The organism is Dysgonomonas sp. 520 (assembly GCF_010501095.1).
GTDB lineage: Bacteria > Bacteroidota > Bacteroidia > Bacteroidales > Dysgonomonadaceae > QVMP01.
In genome coordinates, this window is record NZ_QVMP01000028.1 from 1 (window position 1) to 18,379 (window position 18,379).

9 protein-coding genes and 1 tRNA gene are annotated in these 18,379 nt (G+C 41.2%); 3 read left to right on the forward strand and 7 right to left on the reverse strand.

The window, feature by feature from the left end; translation table 11 throughout:
* Positions 1-99: 99 nt before the first annotated feature.
* Positions 100-4,095, reverse strand: coding sequence for a two-component regulator propeller domain-containing protein (locus D0T56_RS14590; protein ID WP_163320902.1), 3,996 nt, complete (start codon positions 4,093-4,095; stop codon positions 100-102).
* A 333-nt stretch (positions 4,096-4,428) separates the two neighbouring features.
* On the opposite strand from D0T56_RS14590, the gene D0T56_RS14595 reads away from it, so the two are divergent.
* Together D0T56_RS14595 and D0T56_RS14600 are read left to right on the forward strand one after the other, a co-directional pair.
* The gene (locus D0T56_RS14595) at positions 4,429-6,420 is read left to right on the forward strand and encodes an alpha-galactosidase (RefSeq protein ID WP_163320903.1); all 1,992 of its coding nucleotides are present in this window, start codon (positions 4,429-4,431) and stop codon (positions 6,418-6,420) included.
* Between the two features lie 171 nt (positions 6,421-6,591).
* Positions 6,592-7,380 (forward strand): formate/nitrite transporter family protein, encoded by a 789-nt coding sequence (locus tag D0T56_RS14600; protein WP_163320904.1) that lies wholly within the window; start codon positions 6,592-6,594, stop codon positions 7,378-7,380.
* A 20-nt stretch (positions 7,381-7,400) separates the two neighbouring features.
* Here the strand turns inward: D0T56_RS14600 and D0T56_RS14605 are convergent, their stop codons facing one another.
* The 4 genes from D0T56_RS14605 to D0T56_RS14620 form a co-directional block, all read right to left on the reverse strand.
* Positions 7,401-8,339, reverse strand: coding sequence for a cation diffusion facilitator family transporter (locus tag D0T56_RS14605; RefSeq protein WP_163320905.1), 939 nt, complete (start codon positions 8,337-8,339; stop codon positions 7,401-7,403).
* Positions 8,340-8,428: 89 nt separating this feature from the next.
* The gene (locus tag D0T56_RS14610; RefSeq protein WP_163320906.1) at positions 8,429-9,334 is read right to left on the reverse strand and encodes an LD-carboxypeptidase; all 906 of its coding nucleotides are present in this window, start codon (positions 9,332-9,334) and stop codon (positions 8,429-8,431) included.
* Positions 9,335-9,461: 127 nt separating this feature from the next.
* On the reverse strand, positions 9,462-9,857 hold the full coding sequence (locus tag D0T56_RS14615; RefSeq protein ID WP_163320907.1) for a hypothetical protein: 396 nt from the start codon (positions 9,855-9,857) through the stop codon (positions 9,462-9,464).
* Between the two features lie 12 nt (positions 9,858-9,869).
* The gene (locus D0T56_RS14620; RefSeq protein ID WP_163320908.1) at positions 9,870-11,891 is read right to left on the reverse strand and encodes an OPT family oligopeptide transporter; all 2,022 of its coding nucleotides are present in this window, start codon (positions 11,889-11,891) and stop codon (positions 9,870-9,872) included.
* A gap of 156 nt (positions 11,892-12,047) precedes the next feature.
* Between D0T56_RS14620 and rnr the strand changes: the two genes are divergently transcribed.
* Positions 12,048-14,195 (forward strand): ribonuclease R, encoded by a 2,148-nt coding sequence (gene rnr / locus D0T56_RS14625; RefSeq protein ID WP_163320909.1) that lies wholly within the window; start codon positions 12,048-12,050, stop codon positions 14,193-14,195.
* 82 nt (positions 14,196-14,277) lie between these two features.
* On the opposite strand, the gene D0T56_RS14630 is transcribed toward rnr, so the two are convergent.
* Positions 14,278-17,631: a T9SS type A sorting domain-containing protein gene (locus D0T56_RS14630; protein ID WP_163320910.1), complete on the reverse strand. Its 3,354-nt coding sequence runs from the start codon at positions 17,629-17,631 to the stop codon at positions 14,278-14,280.
* A gap of 627 nt (positions 17,632-18,258) precedes the next feature.
* Positions 18,259-18,334 (reverse strand) — tRNA-His (locus tag D0T56_RS14635).
* Positions 18,335-18,379 lie beyond the last annotated feature (45 nt).

Below are 18,379 nucleotides of genomic sequence, written 5' to 3' on the forward strand. Positions count from 1 at the left end.
TCAGTGACAGAGGCAGGCTGTAAATCATTATCTTAAGCTACAAAGATAGGAAAAATTTGAAATACGAGTCATATTTCGTATGAAAAATCCCTCAATCAATTATGATTGTTGCTTCGCAAACTCCTTAGGTGTCATCCCGAATTGTTTTTGGAACAATTTGATGAAATATGACGGAGAATTTATACCCACAAGGTAACACACCTCTCCTGTTCGATATTTTCCGCTCTGAATCAACTCCGCAGCCTTTTTCAACCGAATCAGCCGGATAAAGTCGATTGATGTAAGTTCCGTCAAAGCCTTAATTTTTCGGTGAAGGTTAGACCGACTCATAAACACACTTTCAGCCAATCGTTCCACGCTAAATTCGGGGTCGGTAATATTTTCTTCAATAATACTAATTATCTTTTCTACAAATTCCTCATCAGCCTTATTCATCCCGATATTCTGGATGGGAAGAAACGGTTTCCGCATGAATGCTTCCTTTTCCCGTCTTCTGTTGCTCAATAAGGTTGTAAGCTGTATTATCAGGTGATTCATCGAGAATGGCTTTTCTATATAGGCATCGGCTCCAACTTCCAAACCTTGAATCTTGCTTTGCAAATCGTTTTTAGCCGTTACCAAAACCACCGGAATATGGCTATACTCAAGGCTTTCTTTGATATTCTTACATAGCTCAAAACCATCCATTTCGGGCATCATTATATCCGTCAAAACCAAATCTATATTCTTCTCTTTCAATATCTTCATTGCCTCCACTCCGTTCGCCGCTTTTTCCACTCCAAACTGCTTCTGCATGCGTCCGGCTATGAAATTCAGCATCTCCACATTGTCTTCTACAAGCAAAATAACTTCTGCTTTATGACCTTCGCTTCTCAATTCACTTTCTTCTATAATATAATCTTTTTCAGGCAATTCTTCTATTTCCGGCTCTGTCTCCGTATTGACCGGCAACTGCAAAACAAACTCATTCATATCCTCGTTTTGGTTATAATATAAATAACCGTTGTGCAGTTCGGCCAACGACCGTGCCAATGACAAACCAATGCCGGAACTTGAAGGACTATTCCGATGTTTTCCACCCTGATAAAAGGGATCGAATATCGTTTCGCTTAGTTCGAGAGGTATCAACTCTCCGTCATTCTTCACTTTGACATAAACAAAATCTTCGTCGGTGGTCAATTCAATCTCTACAAATTCGTTTCCATAACGCAAAGCATTGGATAAAAGATTGTTAACTATCTTCGTCAATCCTTCCTTGTCAAATACCACCCAAACATCTTCGGGAGGTAAAATTATAGACATGACTTGCTTTTGTTTGTGGGCAGTGGGTTCGAACCGGGCATAAGTTTCCTTCAAAAAGGCCGAAATATTGCGTTGCGACAGATTCAAAAGAAATTTATTGCTATCCACTTTCCTGAAATCGAGTAACTGATTTACCAAACCCAGCAAATCGTTTGTATTTTTACTCATTATGTTCAGGTTTTTAGTTATTTCGGTGTCTTCAATTTCCATTTCCAACATCGATTCGAGCGGACCATTTATCAAAGTCACAGGAGTTCGGATCTCATGAGCTATATTCGTGAAAAACTCAACCTTAGAACTGTAAAGTTCCTTTTCTTTCTCCGACTCAAATAGCCGTTGTTTTTCGTTTTGCCTTTTTTCGGTTCTTTTACGATAACGATTCAGCAAGTAATAGAGCAAGACTATACATAACACGATGTAGGAAAACAGTGCCAGATTAGACCACCACCAAGGAGGCAAAATCTCTATTTCCACAGAAGCACCTTCCTCGTTCCAAAGCTCATCGTTGTTGCACCCCTTCACCCTGAAAATATATTTACCGGGAGGCAGTTTTGCATACGAAACCGTCTGATTGGTATTTATATAATTCCAATCGTCGTCTACCCCCTCCATCATGTAAGCATATTTATTTGCCTTGGGCGCAACAAAACTCAAGGCAACAAAATTGAAGCCAATATTCGACTGGTCGTGCCTTAGTTTTATTTTTTGTGTATGAGGCATCGATTTGTCCAGCGGAGAATTTTCCGTATTCAGATTAACTACATTGTTATGTATAATCAATTGGGTAATGTAGACAGGAGGTACAAATTTATTTTCCTCGTAATGCTCAGGATCAAAAGCCAACAATCCGTTCAGTCCGCCGAAATATAACTTTCCGGTAGAACTAAGCAAAGCCGACTTATAATTGAACTGATTGATAGGCAAACCGTCATCTTCGGAGAAGATTTTCATTCTTTTGGTTTGCGGATTAAACTTCACAAGTCCTTTATTGGTTCCAAACCATAAGTTATGATTTTTATCTTCCACTATTTTATACGACACATCGTCCGGCAATCCGTCTTCGATGGAGAAAGTCGTAAAATTATCGCTTTCCCTGTTGTAACGGCAAATTCCACCCCTGTCTGTGGCAAGCCATATTTCGCCCAACGAAGTCTCAGTTATGCTGCTCACCGAATTGGAACTAAGCGATAAACTATCTTCTTGTTTATTTAGAAAATGTTGTACTTCTCCGGTGGTCTGGTTATATTTAAACAAGCCGCTACCCAATGTAGCAACCCAAATATACCCCTTCGAATCTTCCATGATGTCGTACACATAGCACAGTCCGAATTTATCCATCCGTTTCATGCCTTTCTTGTCCTTATCGCCAACAAAGACTCCCCAACCGTTTCCAACCCACATTTTTCCAAATTTGTCTTCGCAAATAGAGTAAATACTTGCTTCGTCCAAATTCAAATCATCTCCGGTATAATGTGTTATATTGAAATCAGGAAACTTGATAACATCCAAGCCGTTCTTAAAAAAACCGACCCAAGCCTCCTCTTTTTCCAAGTATAACCCCAGAACTTTGCTGTTTTTATAATAATCGACACCGTTCTTCTTTATTCTGCTGAATGTCTTACTGTTGGGGTCGAATATATCAAGACCTTTATCTTCCGATGCTATCCAGATGTTTCCCTTCCAATCTTCTTTTATTTCACGCAAACGACGGCTGCTAAACACATTCTCTGAATTGCTCAATGGCACATAACATTCAAAATCCAATCCTTTCTTGGCCAGATAATTTACTCCTCCGAAACGAGTGCCTATCCAGATTCCATTTTCTTTATCCTTACATATACTTTCTATCACATTGTCCGACAGCGAATACGGATACATGGGATCTTCCTGCAGATGCACAGTCTTGTTTTTTAATTCATTGATGATGAAAAGTCCGGCCTCTGTTCCCACCCACAACTCATCTCCGAAACGGGTCACGCAACGGATTATTTTGTAATGTACATCAGGTGCATTTACGTCCGACAGAGTGTTTTTCCTTTTATTCAGTTTCCTTAGTTTTTCTTCGTGAATACCCAAAACAAGTTCGTCCCCATAATCGCACATCGTGTATATGTTTTTATCTTTCAGCGAATTATCACTCTGGTTATCGCCCAAATACTGGGTAAACGAATCTTTCGATTTATCGTAATTGAACACGCCACTGCCATTGGTTCCAACCCAAATTTCCCCGTTTTTTTCAATGCACATACACTGAGGATTGCCTCCCTTGTTCGGTTTCTGCAAATCTCCAACTATATAATGATACAGTTTTTGACTTGGAGCATGATAACGGAAAATGCCTTCGTTAGGAATAACAACCCAGATATTATTGTCCGAATCCCTTTGAATAGTTGAAACCCAGTCGGTAATTTTTATTCCTTTTTCTGTCGCTTTATCAAAAAATGAGAATTTTTCATCAATCGGATTGAAGATATATATCCCCTTGTCGGTTCCTACCCACAGTTCGCGGTTATCGTCTTCATACAAGGCCGAGATATTGTTATCTCCTCGTTTCTGGTCGGTGTCGTAACAGTTAAATACCTTCATGCGCGAGCCATCGTACCTGTTCAGTTGGTTTCTTGTACCAAACCACACAAAGCCATAACTGTCTTGTATAATTGCTTTTACATTTACCTGCGAAAGGCCGGACTTGTTGTTTATCCTCGAAAAATAGTAGCTTGCATCGGCAGCCGACTCGGCATGCACGGACAGGCACAGGAATAAGGCTATTAATGAAAAAAAATATCTGGTCATATTTTTTTGAATATGGGTGTTAATGTAATAGTCGTGACAATTTTTTGCAGGAGCAGCCCTCCGATCTGCCCGAATATTTTCAGGGAGGAGTATAGCCCCACCCCCTGCAACCTCAATGTTTATTTAAGAAGTTCAATTAAGTATAAAAAAGACACATAAGCAATATAAACATGTCGCAAAATATGATACAAATGTTGCAAAACATTTTAATTGAAACCTAAAAGGTTAATTGTTTTATAATTTGACGAGTTTGTTTTAAGTAATAGATTGACTTTGTTATATATTTGCTTTCCTACGAATGTGCATATCTCAACCTAAAATTAAATATCACGAATGAAAACATGTAAACACATTTCAGTTTTGTTGGCTTTGGCATTCCTCGCTTTCTCATGCAACAAAGATCATGCGACAGTTGGAAAATGGAAGATAAGCTACAACGAAGAAAGTAAAGGTATCAAGATCGAAAAAGACTCTAAAGTTTTAAGCAATGACTTGTTTGCGTCTTACATCCTCGATGGGAAAGAAGTGACATCGAAAGATTACTCGAGCCATCAAATTGAGCAGAGCAGCATACAAGACCAATTTGGAGAGGGCAAGGTTTTTACGGTAACATACAAAGACAATAGCCTTCCCACCCTGAAGCAGTCATTCTATATCTATCCGGAAAAGGATTATATTTTGACCGACTTCACATTACAAAATGCCTCAGGTGATGTAGCGTCCAATTATATGGCTCCGGTGAATATTGTTCAACCAGCGATAATCGAAAATTCGGACGAAAACCGGGCGTTGTTCATACCTTTCGACAATGACTGCTGGATTCGCTTCCAGTCTCATGCCTTGACATTTGACAGTCTGGTTAGTTACGAAGCCACTGCAATATTCAACAACAACAGCCGTAATGGCATAGTGGTTGGCTCTATTGAACACGACAACTGGAAATCGGCAATAAAAATGAAAAGCGACCATTCTAATGGTTTGAACACCTTGGTTTGCTACGGTGGAGCCGCCGATACCTTAACCCGTGACTCAAAGGCTCATGGCGCTTTATCAGGCGAAACAATTAAATCGCCTAAAGTATTGTTAGGTTCTTTCGCCGATTGGAGAAATGGCTTGGACGAATATGCCGAAGCCAATGCAAAAATCGCACCTCCTAAAACATGGGGAAAAGCCATTCCTTTTGGCTGGAACAGTTGGGGAGTGCTTCAATTTAATCTGACCTATCAGAAAGCGATGGATGTTTCCGATTTTTTCAAGAACAATCTTCAAAACAACGGATTTGTCAATCCCGATAAAACCCTGTATATTGGACTCGACTCGGGGTGGAACAGCTTTACGGAAGAAGAATTGAAATCGTTTGTACAGAAATGTAAAGAAAACGGACAAATTGCCGGAATTTACTGGACGCCTTTTACCGATTGGGGTAAAAATCCTGAAAGAGACGTTCCCGATTCGGAAAAGTATAAATATAAAGACGTATATCTATATGCTAACGGCAAACCTCAGGAGTTGGACGGGGCTTACGCCGTAGACCCTACACATCCGGCCATTGAAGATATGATGAAAAAAACATCGGATTTGTTTCGCCGTTGTGGTTTTGAATACGTAAAAATGGACTTCATGACACACGGTGCAATGGAGAGCGACAAATGGCATAAGCCGGGAATACAGACAGGTATCCAAGCCTACAATTACGGGATGCAGCTATTGAACCAATACTTTCACGATATGTACATCAACCTTTCCATATCCCCTATATTCCCGGCTCATTATGCCCAATCGCGCCGTATAGCTTGTGATGCGTGGAACAAAATAAAAGATACGGAATATACGATGAATGCCGTTTCGTATGGCTGGTGGGTAGATAAAGTGTATCAGTATAACGATGCCGACCACATTGTTTTGCGTGATGCTACGGAAGGCGAAAACCGTGCTCGTGTAACATCTTCCGTTATCACAGGTTTGTATATTGCGGGCGATGATTATAGCAAAGAAGGTTCGGCAGAGGGAAAAGAAAAGTCCCTGAAATATTTAACGAATACTGCGATCAATGCAATTGCAAACGGAGTTACATTCCGTCCGTTGGAAGGAAATGGAGAAAAATCGGAGAACCAATTTGTACGTGAAGAGGAAAACGGCTTCTATTTCGTTCATTTCAATTATGGTGAGAATGAAATTAATATAAATATTCCTTTCGAGAGAATAGGATTGGATGCAAATAAGACTTATCAGATAACCGAGCTTTGGAAAAATGAGACTATCGACTCGAAAAGTTCTATATCCATTCCCGGCAAAGATGTAACAGTTTTCTTCATTAATAAATAGAACTGTCCCCGAAACATTGATTTGTAAAGGAGCCGTCCCCAAAAAGGATGGCTCCTTTACTGTAAGCTTTCCGGTAATTACTTCTTTCTTTAGGGTTCATAATTTCATTATTCTAATATAAATTATACTTTTGTAGCGCAAAACGCAAAAGATTGAATTTAGATTCAGAAGATGAAAAATTATAATACTCCAAAAGAAATTACAGCAGAGTTTCTTAATTCCGGCATTTACAAAACCAGTTTAACATTTTCGAAATTCGCCCTGATTGCCGTTCTGGGAGGGGCTTTCATTGCTTTTGGCGGACTTCTGTCCGTAATGGTTGCCGGAGGTATGCCGGGAATAGGTGATACGAATCCGGGATTAGTGAAATTTGTAGCCGGAGCCCTATTTCCTGTGGGACTGATTATGGTATCGGTCACTGGAGCCGATTTGTTTACGAGCGATTGCACTGCTTTCACATTGCCTCTGCTCGAAAAACAGATAAAGATTTTCACATTCGTTAAATTCCTTGTCTTATCTTATATATTCAATTTTCTGGGAGCTCAGATAATTGCTTATTTCCTGAGTTCGGGAGTAGGTTTTTTTGACAAAGATCCTTGGCTGGGATATTTACATCATTACTCAGAGGCTAAAGTAAACCAAGATTTTATGAAAGTCTTGATAAAAGGCATAGGCGCAAATTGGCTTGTATGCCTCGGCATGTTTATGGGATACGCATCGAAAGATATAATTGGCAAATGCATTGGAATATGGATTCCCGTGATGCTGTTCGTAACACTCGGCTACGAACACTCCATAGCAAATATGTTCTTCATCCCGGCTGCTATCTATTCGGGTGCGGAAATCTTGTGGAGCAGCTTTATATTGCAAAACCTTATTCCCGCAACAATAGGGAATTTGATAGGTGGAGCTGTTTTCGTAGGTTGTGCTTATTGGTACTTGTATCTGAAAAAGGATTAAGGCTCGATTTTATCAATTGTTTATTCTATCATCTCTTTGCTGATTCCGAATTTTTCTTCCGGGTGATGTTTTCCGAACGGTTCCACATGGACAACTATGTCGTATACATTCTCAATAGTTTGCTTAATACTATCCTCCACTCTTTCGGCAATGGCGTGAGCCTCGTTCAGGCTAATGTTTCCGTCGGCCTCAATGTCTAGCGCTATCATATACATATTGCCTATCTGCCGCGACCTCACCCGGTGAGGGTTGTATGCGCCCTGCACTTTCTCCACCGCTTCAAATATCTTATCATAAACCGACAGGTCTTTCACTCCATCCATGAGTTCGACATTCGAATCGAGGAAAATTTGTATTGACGACCTGATGATAAAAAGGCTTATAAGCAATCCTGTAATAGAATCCAGAATAGGTAGTTTCAGTACAAAAGTAAAGATCAACCCGACCAGAACGCCCGACGATATGACGATATCATTGCGCATATTGACAGCGTTGGCGGTCAGCAAAGAACTATTGATCTTTTTACCCATGCGATATTGATAGAACGATAAACCCAGTTTTCCCACAATGGAAAAGGCAGTTACATATATGGCAATGGTCTTCGGCAGAAATCTGGGGGCAGACGAAAAAATGCTCTCGACGGATGAAACCAGCATCTGAATGCCGGCATAGAAAATAATAACAGATAATATCTTCGTGGCAATGCTTTCCGCTTTTTCGTATCCGTATGCGTATTTTTGGCTCGGAGGGCGGCTCATTATGCGGGCTGTGAAAATCATCACAACAGAAATAACCACGTCGGTTGCCGAATCTATACCATCGCTGATAACGGCAAAACTGCCCGATATGAGGCCGACAACGATTTTAGAAACAGATAATACGGCATTGCCTATTGTGCTGATCCACGATGTCCTGATCAATACCTTCTCCCTGCATGGAATAGGTTCTGTGTCTGTCATTATATTCAGTTTGATAGTTCTTTGTTGTGCGCAAAGATAATAATAAGACCAAAGCAGAAAGCCGTGTTTCCTCTTTTTAATATTTTATTTCACACTGATCTTAAATGAACATTTCCTGCGTCTACCTTCAGCTTATACATTGCTCCTTGCATCAGCGGATAGTTTTCCTTTACATGACCAACAGGAAAGTTGAAAACAACCGGATAGTTATAATCTTTTGTCATTTCAAGAATAGACTCACACATTGTTTTTCGCATCGAGGGGTCTTCTTCACATTCCGAAAATTGCCCGACAATCAATCCTTTTATCTTCGACAGAATACCCGACAAGCGCAAATTCCACATCATCCGGTCTATTTTGTAGGGACTTTCTGCAATATCTTCAATAAACAAGATCCCGTTTTCGGGTAAGGACAAATACGGAGTACCTGTTAATGCGCTCAGAACCGCCAGATTTCCGCCAAACAGCCTGCCTGTAACATCTCCTTCTACATTCTGACTGTGAGGCATGACCTCGTAGCGATGCCTGCCCTCAAACATGGTTTCTCTCAGATATAAACTAGCCTGATCAGAAGGGTTTTCTGAAAGATGCCGAGCCATAGGAGCATGTAGGGAAATTATTTTTTGGCTCAGGAATGCAAGGTGTAAAGCCGTAATGTCGCTATATCCGACCAGCCATTTGGGGTGTAGTCTTACTTTTTCAAAGTTTATGTTTTCCAGCAATTGCACAACGCCATATCCACCCCGAGAGCAGAATATCAGCCTAACGTCTTCTGCATCCATTGCGTTTTGCAAATCAGACAAGCGTTGCTCCACCGTTCCGGCATATCTTCCATAGTCATTCTCTGCATGAGGTGCTATCTCCACAATCAACCCCCAGCTTTCGAGCACGCTTTTTGCCTGATGAAGATATAAAGCACCAATATTTCCCGATGGAGATACAATTATGGCTTTATCGCCTGCTTTAAGTTTTGGCGGAACAATGTAATCTGACATAAGATATAATTTTACATCAAATATAATCATTTACCTTTCCAAACCCAGAGCAAACGCATCAAAAATGAGTCTATGACTCGTCCTATAAAACCTGTAACAATTTTTTAGGACGAGTCATCTGTTTGTATTAATTAGAAACTTTAGTAAAGGTTTCGTTTCCGTCACGCCATTTTATTGTCAATTTATTGCCTGACAATATGCAAAATACGTTTACTTTGCGCCACCCATCAGTTTCATCGTATTCTTCAATTTCAATAGATGTTCGTTCGGGAGAAGTGTATTTTCTTAATTTGTATGCTCCATAATCTGTTCTTGAAAGAATATTATTTGTACCCTTTTGATAAACATATCTTTTCATTTGACTGTTCTCGAAAGTCATAACAATAGAATCGACAGATAATGTTTGCTGCCAAATCCCATTCAATAAAGAAGGGCTTACGTAGTCGTAATCATATTCCGAGTCATCGCAAGCAATAAAAAAGAAAGGAATGCATACTATAAGTAATAAATAGAGCCTGTTCATATAAAATTTATTTTAAATATTATCCTTTTTTGCACTCAATGCCGATTTTGCCAGATAAAGGATGATTGCGGCGTATGCAACCAATGCTAATATTTGCGCCCAATCTCCTTCAACCCATTCTTTATTCATGAAGTCGGCTCCGGCAAATTTCATTGTAGCACTCACAACACCCATCAACGCACCACCTGCAATAAACCCTGAGGCAAGAAGCGTTCCTTTTTCGAGGCGGGCAGTATTTAGTGCTTCATCTTTGCTTCTGCTTCCTACATACCAACTTACTGCGCCTCCTATCAACAATGGCACATTCAATTGAAGAGGAATAAACATACCCAGAGCGAAAGCCAACGCAGGCACATTAAAAAATGTCAACAGCAGAGCTATTGCCGCTCCAATTCCATACAAAATCCAAGGAGCACCTGTACCCGACATCAACGGGTCTATAACCGCCGCCATTGCATTGGCCTGAGGCGCAACCAAAGCACCTTCTCCCGTAAATCCGTAGGTTTTGTTCAATATTATCATCACACCTCCCACGGTAGCCGCCGAAACCAATGTTCCCAAAAATTTCCACGATTGCTGTTTTGCAGGTGTTGAGCCTAACCAATAACCGATTTTAAGGTCGGTAATAAAACCTCCCGCCATTGACAATGCCGTACAAACAACACCGCCTATAATCAGAGCCGAAACCATTCCGGCCGTACCTTTCAATCCTACGGCAACCATCACCACAGAAGCAAGTATCAGTGTCATCAATGTCATTCCCGAAACGGGATTTGTTCCCACAATGGCAATTGCATTTGCAGCAACCGTAGTAAACAAGAATGCGATTATAGCAACCACAGCAATTCCCACAAGGGCATATACCAGATTGTGTATCACACCCAAATAGAAGAACAGGAATGTAACAATCAAAGCGATAATTACACCTATCGAAATTATCTTCATCGGAAGGTCGCGTTGTGTACGTTTATCTACCTGAGCACCTTCCTTTTTTCCACCCTTCAATTCTTTAGAAGCCAAACCTACCGCACTCCTGATTATAGGCCACGATTTCACTATACCGATAATACCTGCCATGGCAATACCTCCAATACCTATGTGGCGAGCCATTTCAGAAAATATGTCTTCGGGGATGGCAGAGGCTATGCCTCCGGTCAATTTTCCTCCCTCAAGATATGGAGCAGGATTTATTGACTGCAAAAGAGAGTCGCCCAACAGCGGAATAAGCGGAACCAATACGAACCACACCAAAGCCGACCCGGCACAAATGATGGCTGCATATTTCAGCCCGACAATATATCCTAGTCCCAGCACCGCAGCACCAACATTCACACTGAACAAAACTTTTGCCTTGCTGGCAACCGCATCACCAAAAGGCAATACTCTGGAAGTGAAGGTTTCCGACCATGCACCGAAGGTTGCAATAACAAAGTCGTAAAGACCTCCGATCACACCTGCCATGATAAGCGGTTTTGCCTGGCTTCCGCCTTTTTCTCCCGAAATGAGGACTTGAGTAGTTGCCGTCGCTTCAGGGAAAGGATATTTTCCATGCATTTCGGAGACAAAATACTTGCGGAAAGGAATCAGGAATAGAATACCTAATATACCTCCCAGCAATGAACTCATAAACACCTGAAAGAAATTGACAGATATCTCTGGATATTTTGCCTGGAGGATATATAATGCAGGCAATGTGAAAATTGCCCCTGCCACTATTACACCACTGCTTGCGCCAATGGATTGGATGATAATGTTCTCGCCCAAGGCATTCTTGCGTTTTGTGGCACTCGAAAGTCCCACTGCTATAATAGCAATCGGAATCGCCGCTTCAAACACTTGTCCCACTTTCAGCCCCAGATAAGCGGCTGCCGCACTAAACAAAACAGCCATCAACAAACCCCAGGTTACCGACCATGGCGTCACTTCTTTCGGATTCGAATCGGCTGGCATCAGAGGTTTATATTCTTCACCCTCTTTCAATTCTCTAAAGGCATTTTCAGGTAGCCCGGTTACCTTTTCTTCTTCTGCTTTCACAAATCTATTTTTTTAAGATTAAGAATTTGTTGTTTTTTAACCCAATTGGTGCAAATCTACATTTATTTTTCGAAAGTCAGAAGAAAATAGGCTTAAGAAAGAAACCTTATCTCGTCTTATTTTGTTTACATTTGCGAATAATGTAAATTGAATATTATGAGTAAAAAGAAAATACCACAAAAAAACACCAAACGGAAAAAAAAGACAGAACTGGTTACTGCCGTAATTAATTTTTTCAATAATAATATCGACAAATCGTACAATTATAAACAAATTGCTGCCGATTTAGGTATAAAAACACAACCCGAAAAGTTACTCTTGATGAGTATACTTGACGATCTGGCCACAGACGCGTTTATTATTGTTACTGACAGGGGCAAATTCAAATCGAATACCAGAGGGCTTTTCCTTGAAGGACATTTCGAACGGAGAAGCAATGGCAAGAACTTCTTTGTGCCCGAAGATGAAGGAGAAAATATATTTGTTGCCGAACGAAACTCCAAGCATGCTATGAACGGAGACAAAGTCCGTATTCAAATGTTAGCACGGCGTAAGGGGCGTGACCCGGAAGGTGAAGTCATCGAAATTCTTGAACGTAAACAGACCCGTTTCGTAGGAACATTAAGCGTGCAAAAACACTTTGCATTTCTTGAAATGGACAGCAAGATTCTGGCTAACGACATTTTCATTCCAAGCGACAAGCTAAAGGATGGAAAATCAGGAGATAAAGCCCTCGTTGAGATAATAGAATGGCCCGAGAAAGCAAAGAACCCCATAGGCGAAGTTGTTGACATACTTGGCGTTTCGGGCACAAACGACGCTGAGATGCACGCCATTCTGGCCGAATTTGGTTTGCCATACAAGTACCCCGAAAAAGTGGAAGAGGAAGCCAATAAGATTTCGGATGTGATTACGGAAGAAGAAATTGCCAAACGTGAAGATTTCCGCCAGATAACAACTTTTACCATAGACCCTCGTGATGCCAAAGACTTTGATGATGCCCTGTCGATCCGCAAACTTGAAAACGGAAACTGGGAAGTTGGGGTACACATTGCCGATGTTACACATTATGTAGAAGAAGGAAGCATTATAGACAAAGAAGGTGAAGAACGAGCCACATCTGTCTATCTGGTAGACAGAACCATACCTATGCTGCCCGAACGGCTCAGCAATGGACTGTGTTCACTTCGCCCGAATGAAGAAAAGCTCTGTTATTCTGCCATCTTCGAGATGAACGATGAAGCCAAAGTGAAAAAATCTCGTATTGTGAGGACGGTCATAAACTCTGACCGCCGATTCACTTACGAAGAAGCTCAGGATATAATAGAAACAGGAGAAGGAGACTTTAAGGAGGAGGTGTTGACTCTCGACAAGCTGGCTAAAAAACTTCGTGCAAAACGCTTCGAAGATGGAGCAATCGCTTTCGACAGGCAGGAAGTCCGCTTCGAAATCGACGAAAAGGGAAAGCCTGTCAGCGTGTATTTCAAAGAACAAAAAGATTCGAACAAACTGATCGAGGAATTTATGCTTCTGGCAAACAGGACGGTTGCCGAATTTGTGGGAAGAGTTCCTAAAAGCAAAAAGGCTAAAACCTTTGTCTATCGTGTCCACGATTTGCCTAACCCCGATAAAATGCAAAATCTTTCCGAGTTTATCCGACGTTTTGGCTACAAAATAAAGACAGGAGGCAGCAATACCACCGTTTCTAAATCTATTAACAAGCTGTTGGACGATGTTCAGAACAAGCCGGAAGAGAACCTGATTTCAACCATCGCCATACGTGCTATGGCTAAGGCTGTTTATACAACGTCAAACATAGGTCATTATGGATTGGCTTTCGACTATTATACACATTTCACGTCTCCCATTCGCCGATATCCGGACATGATGGTTCATCGTCTGCTCACAAAATATATTGACGGAGGCAGAAGCGTCAATAAGGAACATTGCGAACAAGAGTGCAAACACTGTTCGGATATGGAACAATTGGCTTCTAATGCCGAACGAGCTTCTATCAAGTATAAACAAGTTGAATTTATGTCCGACAAAATCGGGCGCGAATTTAAAGCCATCATTTCAGGCTTAACCGAATGGGGTATTTATGCCGAAATTGAGGAAAACAAGTGTGGAGGACTCATTCCTATGCGGGAACTTGATGACGACTTCTACGAATTTGACGAAAAAAACTATCGCTTGAAGGGCAGAAGAACAAGACGCGAGTTCAGATTGGGTGAAGAAATTCAAATTAAAGTTGTGAGGGCAAATCTGGAAAGGAAACAGCTCGATTTCACATTAGTTGATTAACAGTATCTTCTTCTGACATATTATAGATAAGGAGCCATCCCCAAAAAGGATGGCTCCTTGATTTTTGATATTAATCTTGATTTTATTTCTTTATCATTTTTACAGTTTTTGCCTGTCCATCTTTTTTCACATGAAAAAAGTATACACCGGATGACAGATTCTCTAAGCGTATTGTTTCTTCAGCGCCTGCAATCTTTTGGGAGTGTACCATTGTGCCTGTTACATCCATTATTTGCAATGTGCTGTCTTCTGCATTTGCTATACGCACCACGTCTGCAAACGGATTGGGGGATATTGTCAGGTCTGAGGCAGAAACGTCTTCGATTCCGACTTTATTATACTCAAATTCTACGGTTATGGTTGATGCAGCCTCCAAGCCAAATAGTGTGAAGGTGTTTTTTGCATCACCTACTACCGAGCCATTCAGCTTCCACTCTTTCACTTTGTAGTCGGTATCGGGTGTTGCCGTGAAAACAATATATCTATCGTCTGCTATTTGATTTCCGGTAGTTATCGCCGTACCATCTACAGTAGCCGTAAGTGTACCGTTGCCGCTTACCGTATTGAAGTTGACTGCATAGTTGTTGATTTCTGACGCATACAATGTAAAACATTCATTATCTACAATTTCATTGCTTCCGTTTCTTACCGTAAAGGTTATTTTTTTACCATCAACCTCACCAAATACCCATCGTTGGCTATTGCCGTCGGAAGGGCGCATGCCGCCGAGTTGCCAATGCATAGTTCCGGCACCTTTAACGGGCGCTGCTGTACGTGTATAAGAAGATGGTGTCCAAACATTGTTTTTAACTTGTACACGACGGAACGTATGCCCATGTCCGCAGAATACTATCTGCACATTGTGTTTATCCAATACCGGACCCAATGTGGCTAAGGCAGTTGAGGTGAAAGATGAGTTAGGTATTTCGTAGTGAAGAGTAACAATCTTCCATGTTTTATCGGCATGTAGGGTCATTACCTCATCCATCCATTTTGCCTGTTCCGTTTGACGAGCAAGGGCAGTATAACCTCCACCTTTGTGTTCCCAATCCAAACCGATAACCAACATATTGCCGTATACGGTGGCGTATGAGCCGTCGCCTATTTTGTCAATATCGTAGTTGGGTGATGGCTGCAAAGTTGGATGCGCATTCAGGAATTTTATGATTTTAGCGTTTTCCGTACCCATATATTCATGATTTCCGTAAGCGGCAGTCAGGTCTATATTTGCAAAACCGGAACGCTGATCGAACAATTGCGAATAGTATGAGTGATATCCCCAATTGTTGTCGTTGTCAACAATATCTCCTACATTCAAACTGAAGAAAGGTTTTGTAGGCAATGCCTCAAGGGTTGTAGCTGCCGCCAGCCAATGAGCCATGTCGGAAGTACTGGTTGCCTGTAAATCTCCATAAGCACTGAAAGAGAATTTGTTGGTGACAGTGGTGGTGGTAAATTCCCGTGTGGGCGACCAGTTTGTACCGTCTCCCAACTGATAAATGTAGTCTGTTCCGGGTTCTAATCCGGTAACTGTAACCTTACTGCCTTTGGTGACTGCGTTTCCGGCATCAAACTCAAGTATTTCGGAAATACCGGTGTGTTGTACGAAACTACTTTCTCCGTCTGCTTTTTTTGCAATCTTTATAATGACGGGATCTAAAGTTGTAACAGGATTCGACATCCATACAATGGTTTTCGATGTGGTTGGGTCGATAGTTGTACCGGAACGTATGGACGATGGGATATTTGTCAACTGTGGGGTTAATGTCCGCACTATGCTTGTATATGAGAATTTGCCATCTTTTCCGGCATACATATCAATGGCTTGCTGAGATGTGGTGAAGTTGAATAATGCCACACCGTTTGCGTCTGTTGTTCCCGAAATGGAATTGGCATATACAGTAGCGCCTGACACGGGATTTCCGGAAAGGTCGGTCACCAATACTTCTCCGTCAGTTCCTACAATGCGTTTAAGAACTGTAAAATTATAAGTTGACAATGCGGGTTTTGAAAAAGCGGCAAATAATGAGAATGGTTCGGTTACATCATCGCTATATTTTGCAGTTGACAAAACAGGATTGCACCTGATCGCATCGCTGGAGATACAGCTTTCAGGAATGTTTATCTTAATGGTGGCAAGAGTCTCCACTGCAGAGGCCGTATGATCATTTTCCAGATGTATTGTCAGTTGGCGGCTGGTGGTGTTGAAATTGAAAGATTTGTTCGTAACCGATGGCGCAAATACAACACCGTTTGTTGCATCGATAGAACCAAGCGTACCCAATTCGATAGTAATATCCAATTCTTTAATGTCTTGAGATTTGTTGGTGTTTATTTTCATTTCAAACATGTTGCCAACGTGCGCTTCATTGTCAGGCACAAGTGTAATGGTAGTAGCTTCTACACTAGGGTCGTCTACCGTAAATGTAGCCGTGCTAGTTTGCATATTCCCGAAATTGTCTTCTACATGTGCCACAACCGTATGTGTTCCATTACGCAACTTCAAGCCCGTAAGTGTTGCTGTGGTGGCATCCGACGTAAAGTTGGCGTCTCCGGTTTTATAAAGAACCCCGTCTACCGTAAAGCAGGCACTGGATGCGTTTATTCCGCTGCTCTCGGCACTGCCTCCGGTATCACTATATGCAGCCGACAGTGTAATTGCTCCTGTCTGAAGGGTTGCGCCGGATAATGCTGTGCCGTTTCCTGTCAAACTGCTTATCGTAGGCTTGCTTACGTCTTCCGCAACAGTAGTAACACGGATGTTATCAATAATGAAATAGCCTTTTGTCAATTGTTTTCCTCCGGTTCCCGAACCCGCTTGAAGAAGCCTGAACATTCCGTAAGAAGGTGTTGTTTTGGAAGGAGGTCCCATCTTTTTATTCGTATGGTCAGCAGGGATAATAAATTCGTGATATTTCCATCCTGTCCAATAGGTGTATGATATTTCATTTCCGAAGACAGTAATATATCCTGCATCTACACCCGGAGTGCTACCCGGAGGCGTAAATTGTTGAAGTCTGAACCAGATATTCTTTTCACATTCGGGGGAAGCATAAATCCACATACCGATTTTTCGTTGCGATACGGAAGATGCAGGGATGACATAGGCGTCACCCGGAGGCGAATAGAGACAGGCCAGCGTTTGGTTTGATTGAGCTTCGGTTAAGTCCCAGTTGAGTTTTACGGCATACCTGCCAAAACGTACCGGGTCTCCATTGTCAGCGTCCATCAGTTCAACGCTCACCTTTTCGCCACGGCCGATGGTGTTGGTTGTCCATCCGGTAACATCTCCATCTTCAAAATCCATAAGTAACAGGGCATTCGGATCAACTCCGGGCCCGGTAGTGGGTTGAGCTTGCAGCGTTGCCAGCCCCGACATCCAGAGTAGTAACATGAACAATACAACTGCCATTCCGGCCAATTTTGTTGTTTTCATACTGTGAATAAATTAAGGTTATAAATAAAAATTGAGTATATGTAATTGATTTCAGATAATTATTGAGATCTTCTAAATGAGGAGTCAAACAGGCATGTTTATCTTTTTTAGGATATGTGTTTACAAGACTTAACAAGAAGTTTGTTTCGGAAAGGTACATGGAGTCACACTCTTTGTATTTTCTACAACAACTGTAAGTGGTTGATTTTGAGTGATATTAAAAGATTAGAGTAGTGTTTTTTTCATAGGCGTCATATTTACTTTAGCATTAAATTTTACAGGTACAAGGTATATGCTGAGTATTAAATAAAATACAATCAGGCTTTAGGTGTCATAAATTTATATCAGATATTTGTACCACAAATAAAAAATTAAGTTAAATAAAAGAAAAATCACTATATTTATAATATTTATACAAATATTCATTTTAATTAATGATTAACTATTTTTATTTGTAAATAGGAGAGGCTTTTGTTTAGGTATGGATGATAATTCAGGATTAATACACAAGTGTTTGGCTAGAGTATTGAAAATCCGTTGACTTGGAGCAACCAGTATTCCAAATAAAAAACCGTTTCTGAAAATAAACAGAAACGGTTTTCGATATAATGTATTCAAAAATATGAAGGGTGGAAAACGGGGCTCGAACCCGCGACCTTCGGAACCACAATCCGACGCTCTAACCAACTGAGCTATGACCACCATATTGCTTTAGCGGTGCAAAGATAAATAATTTTACAATTAATGC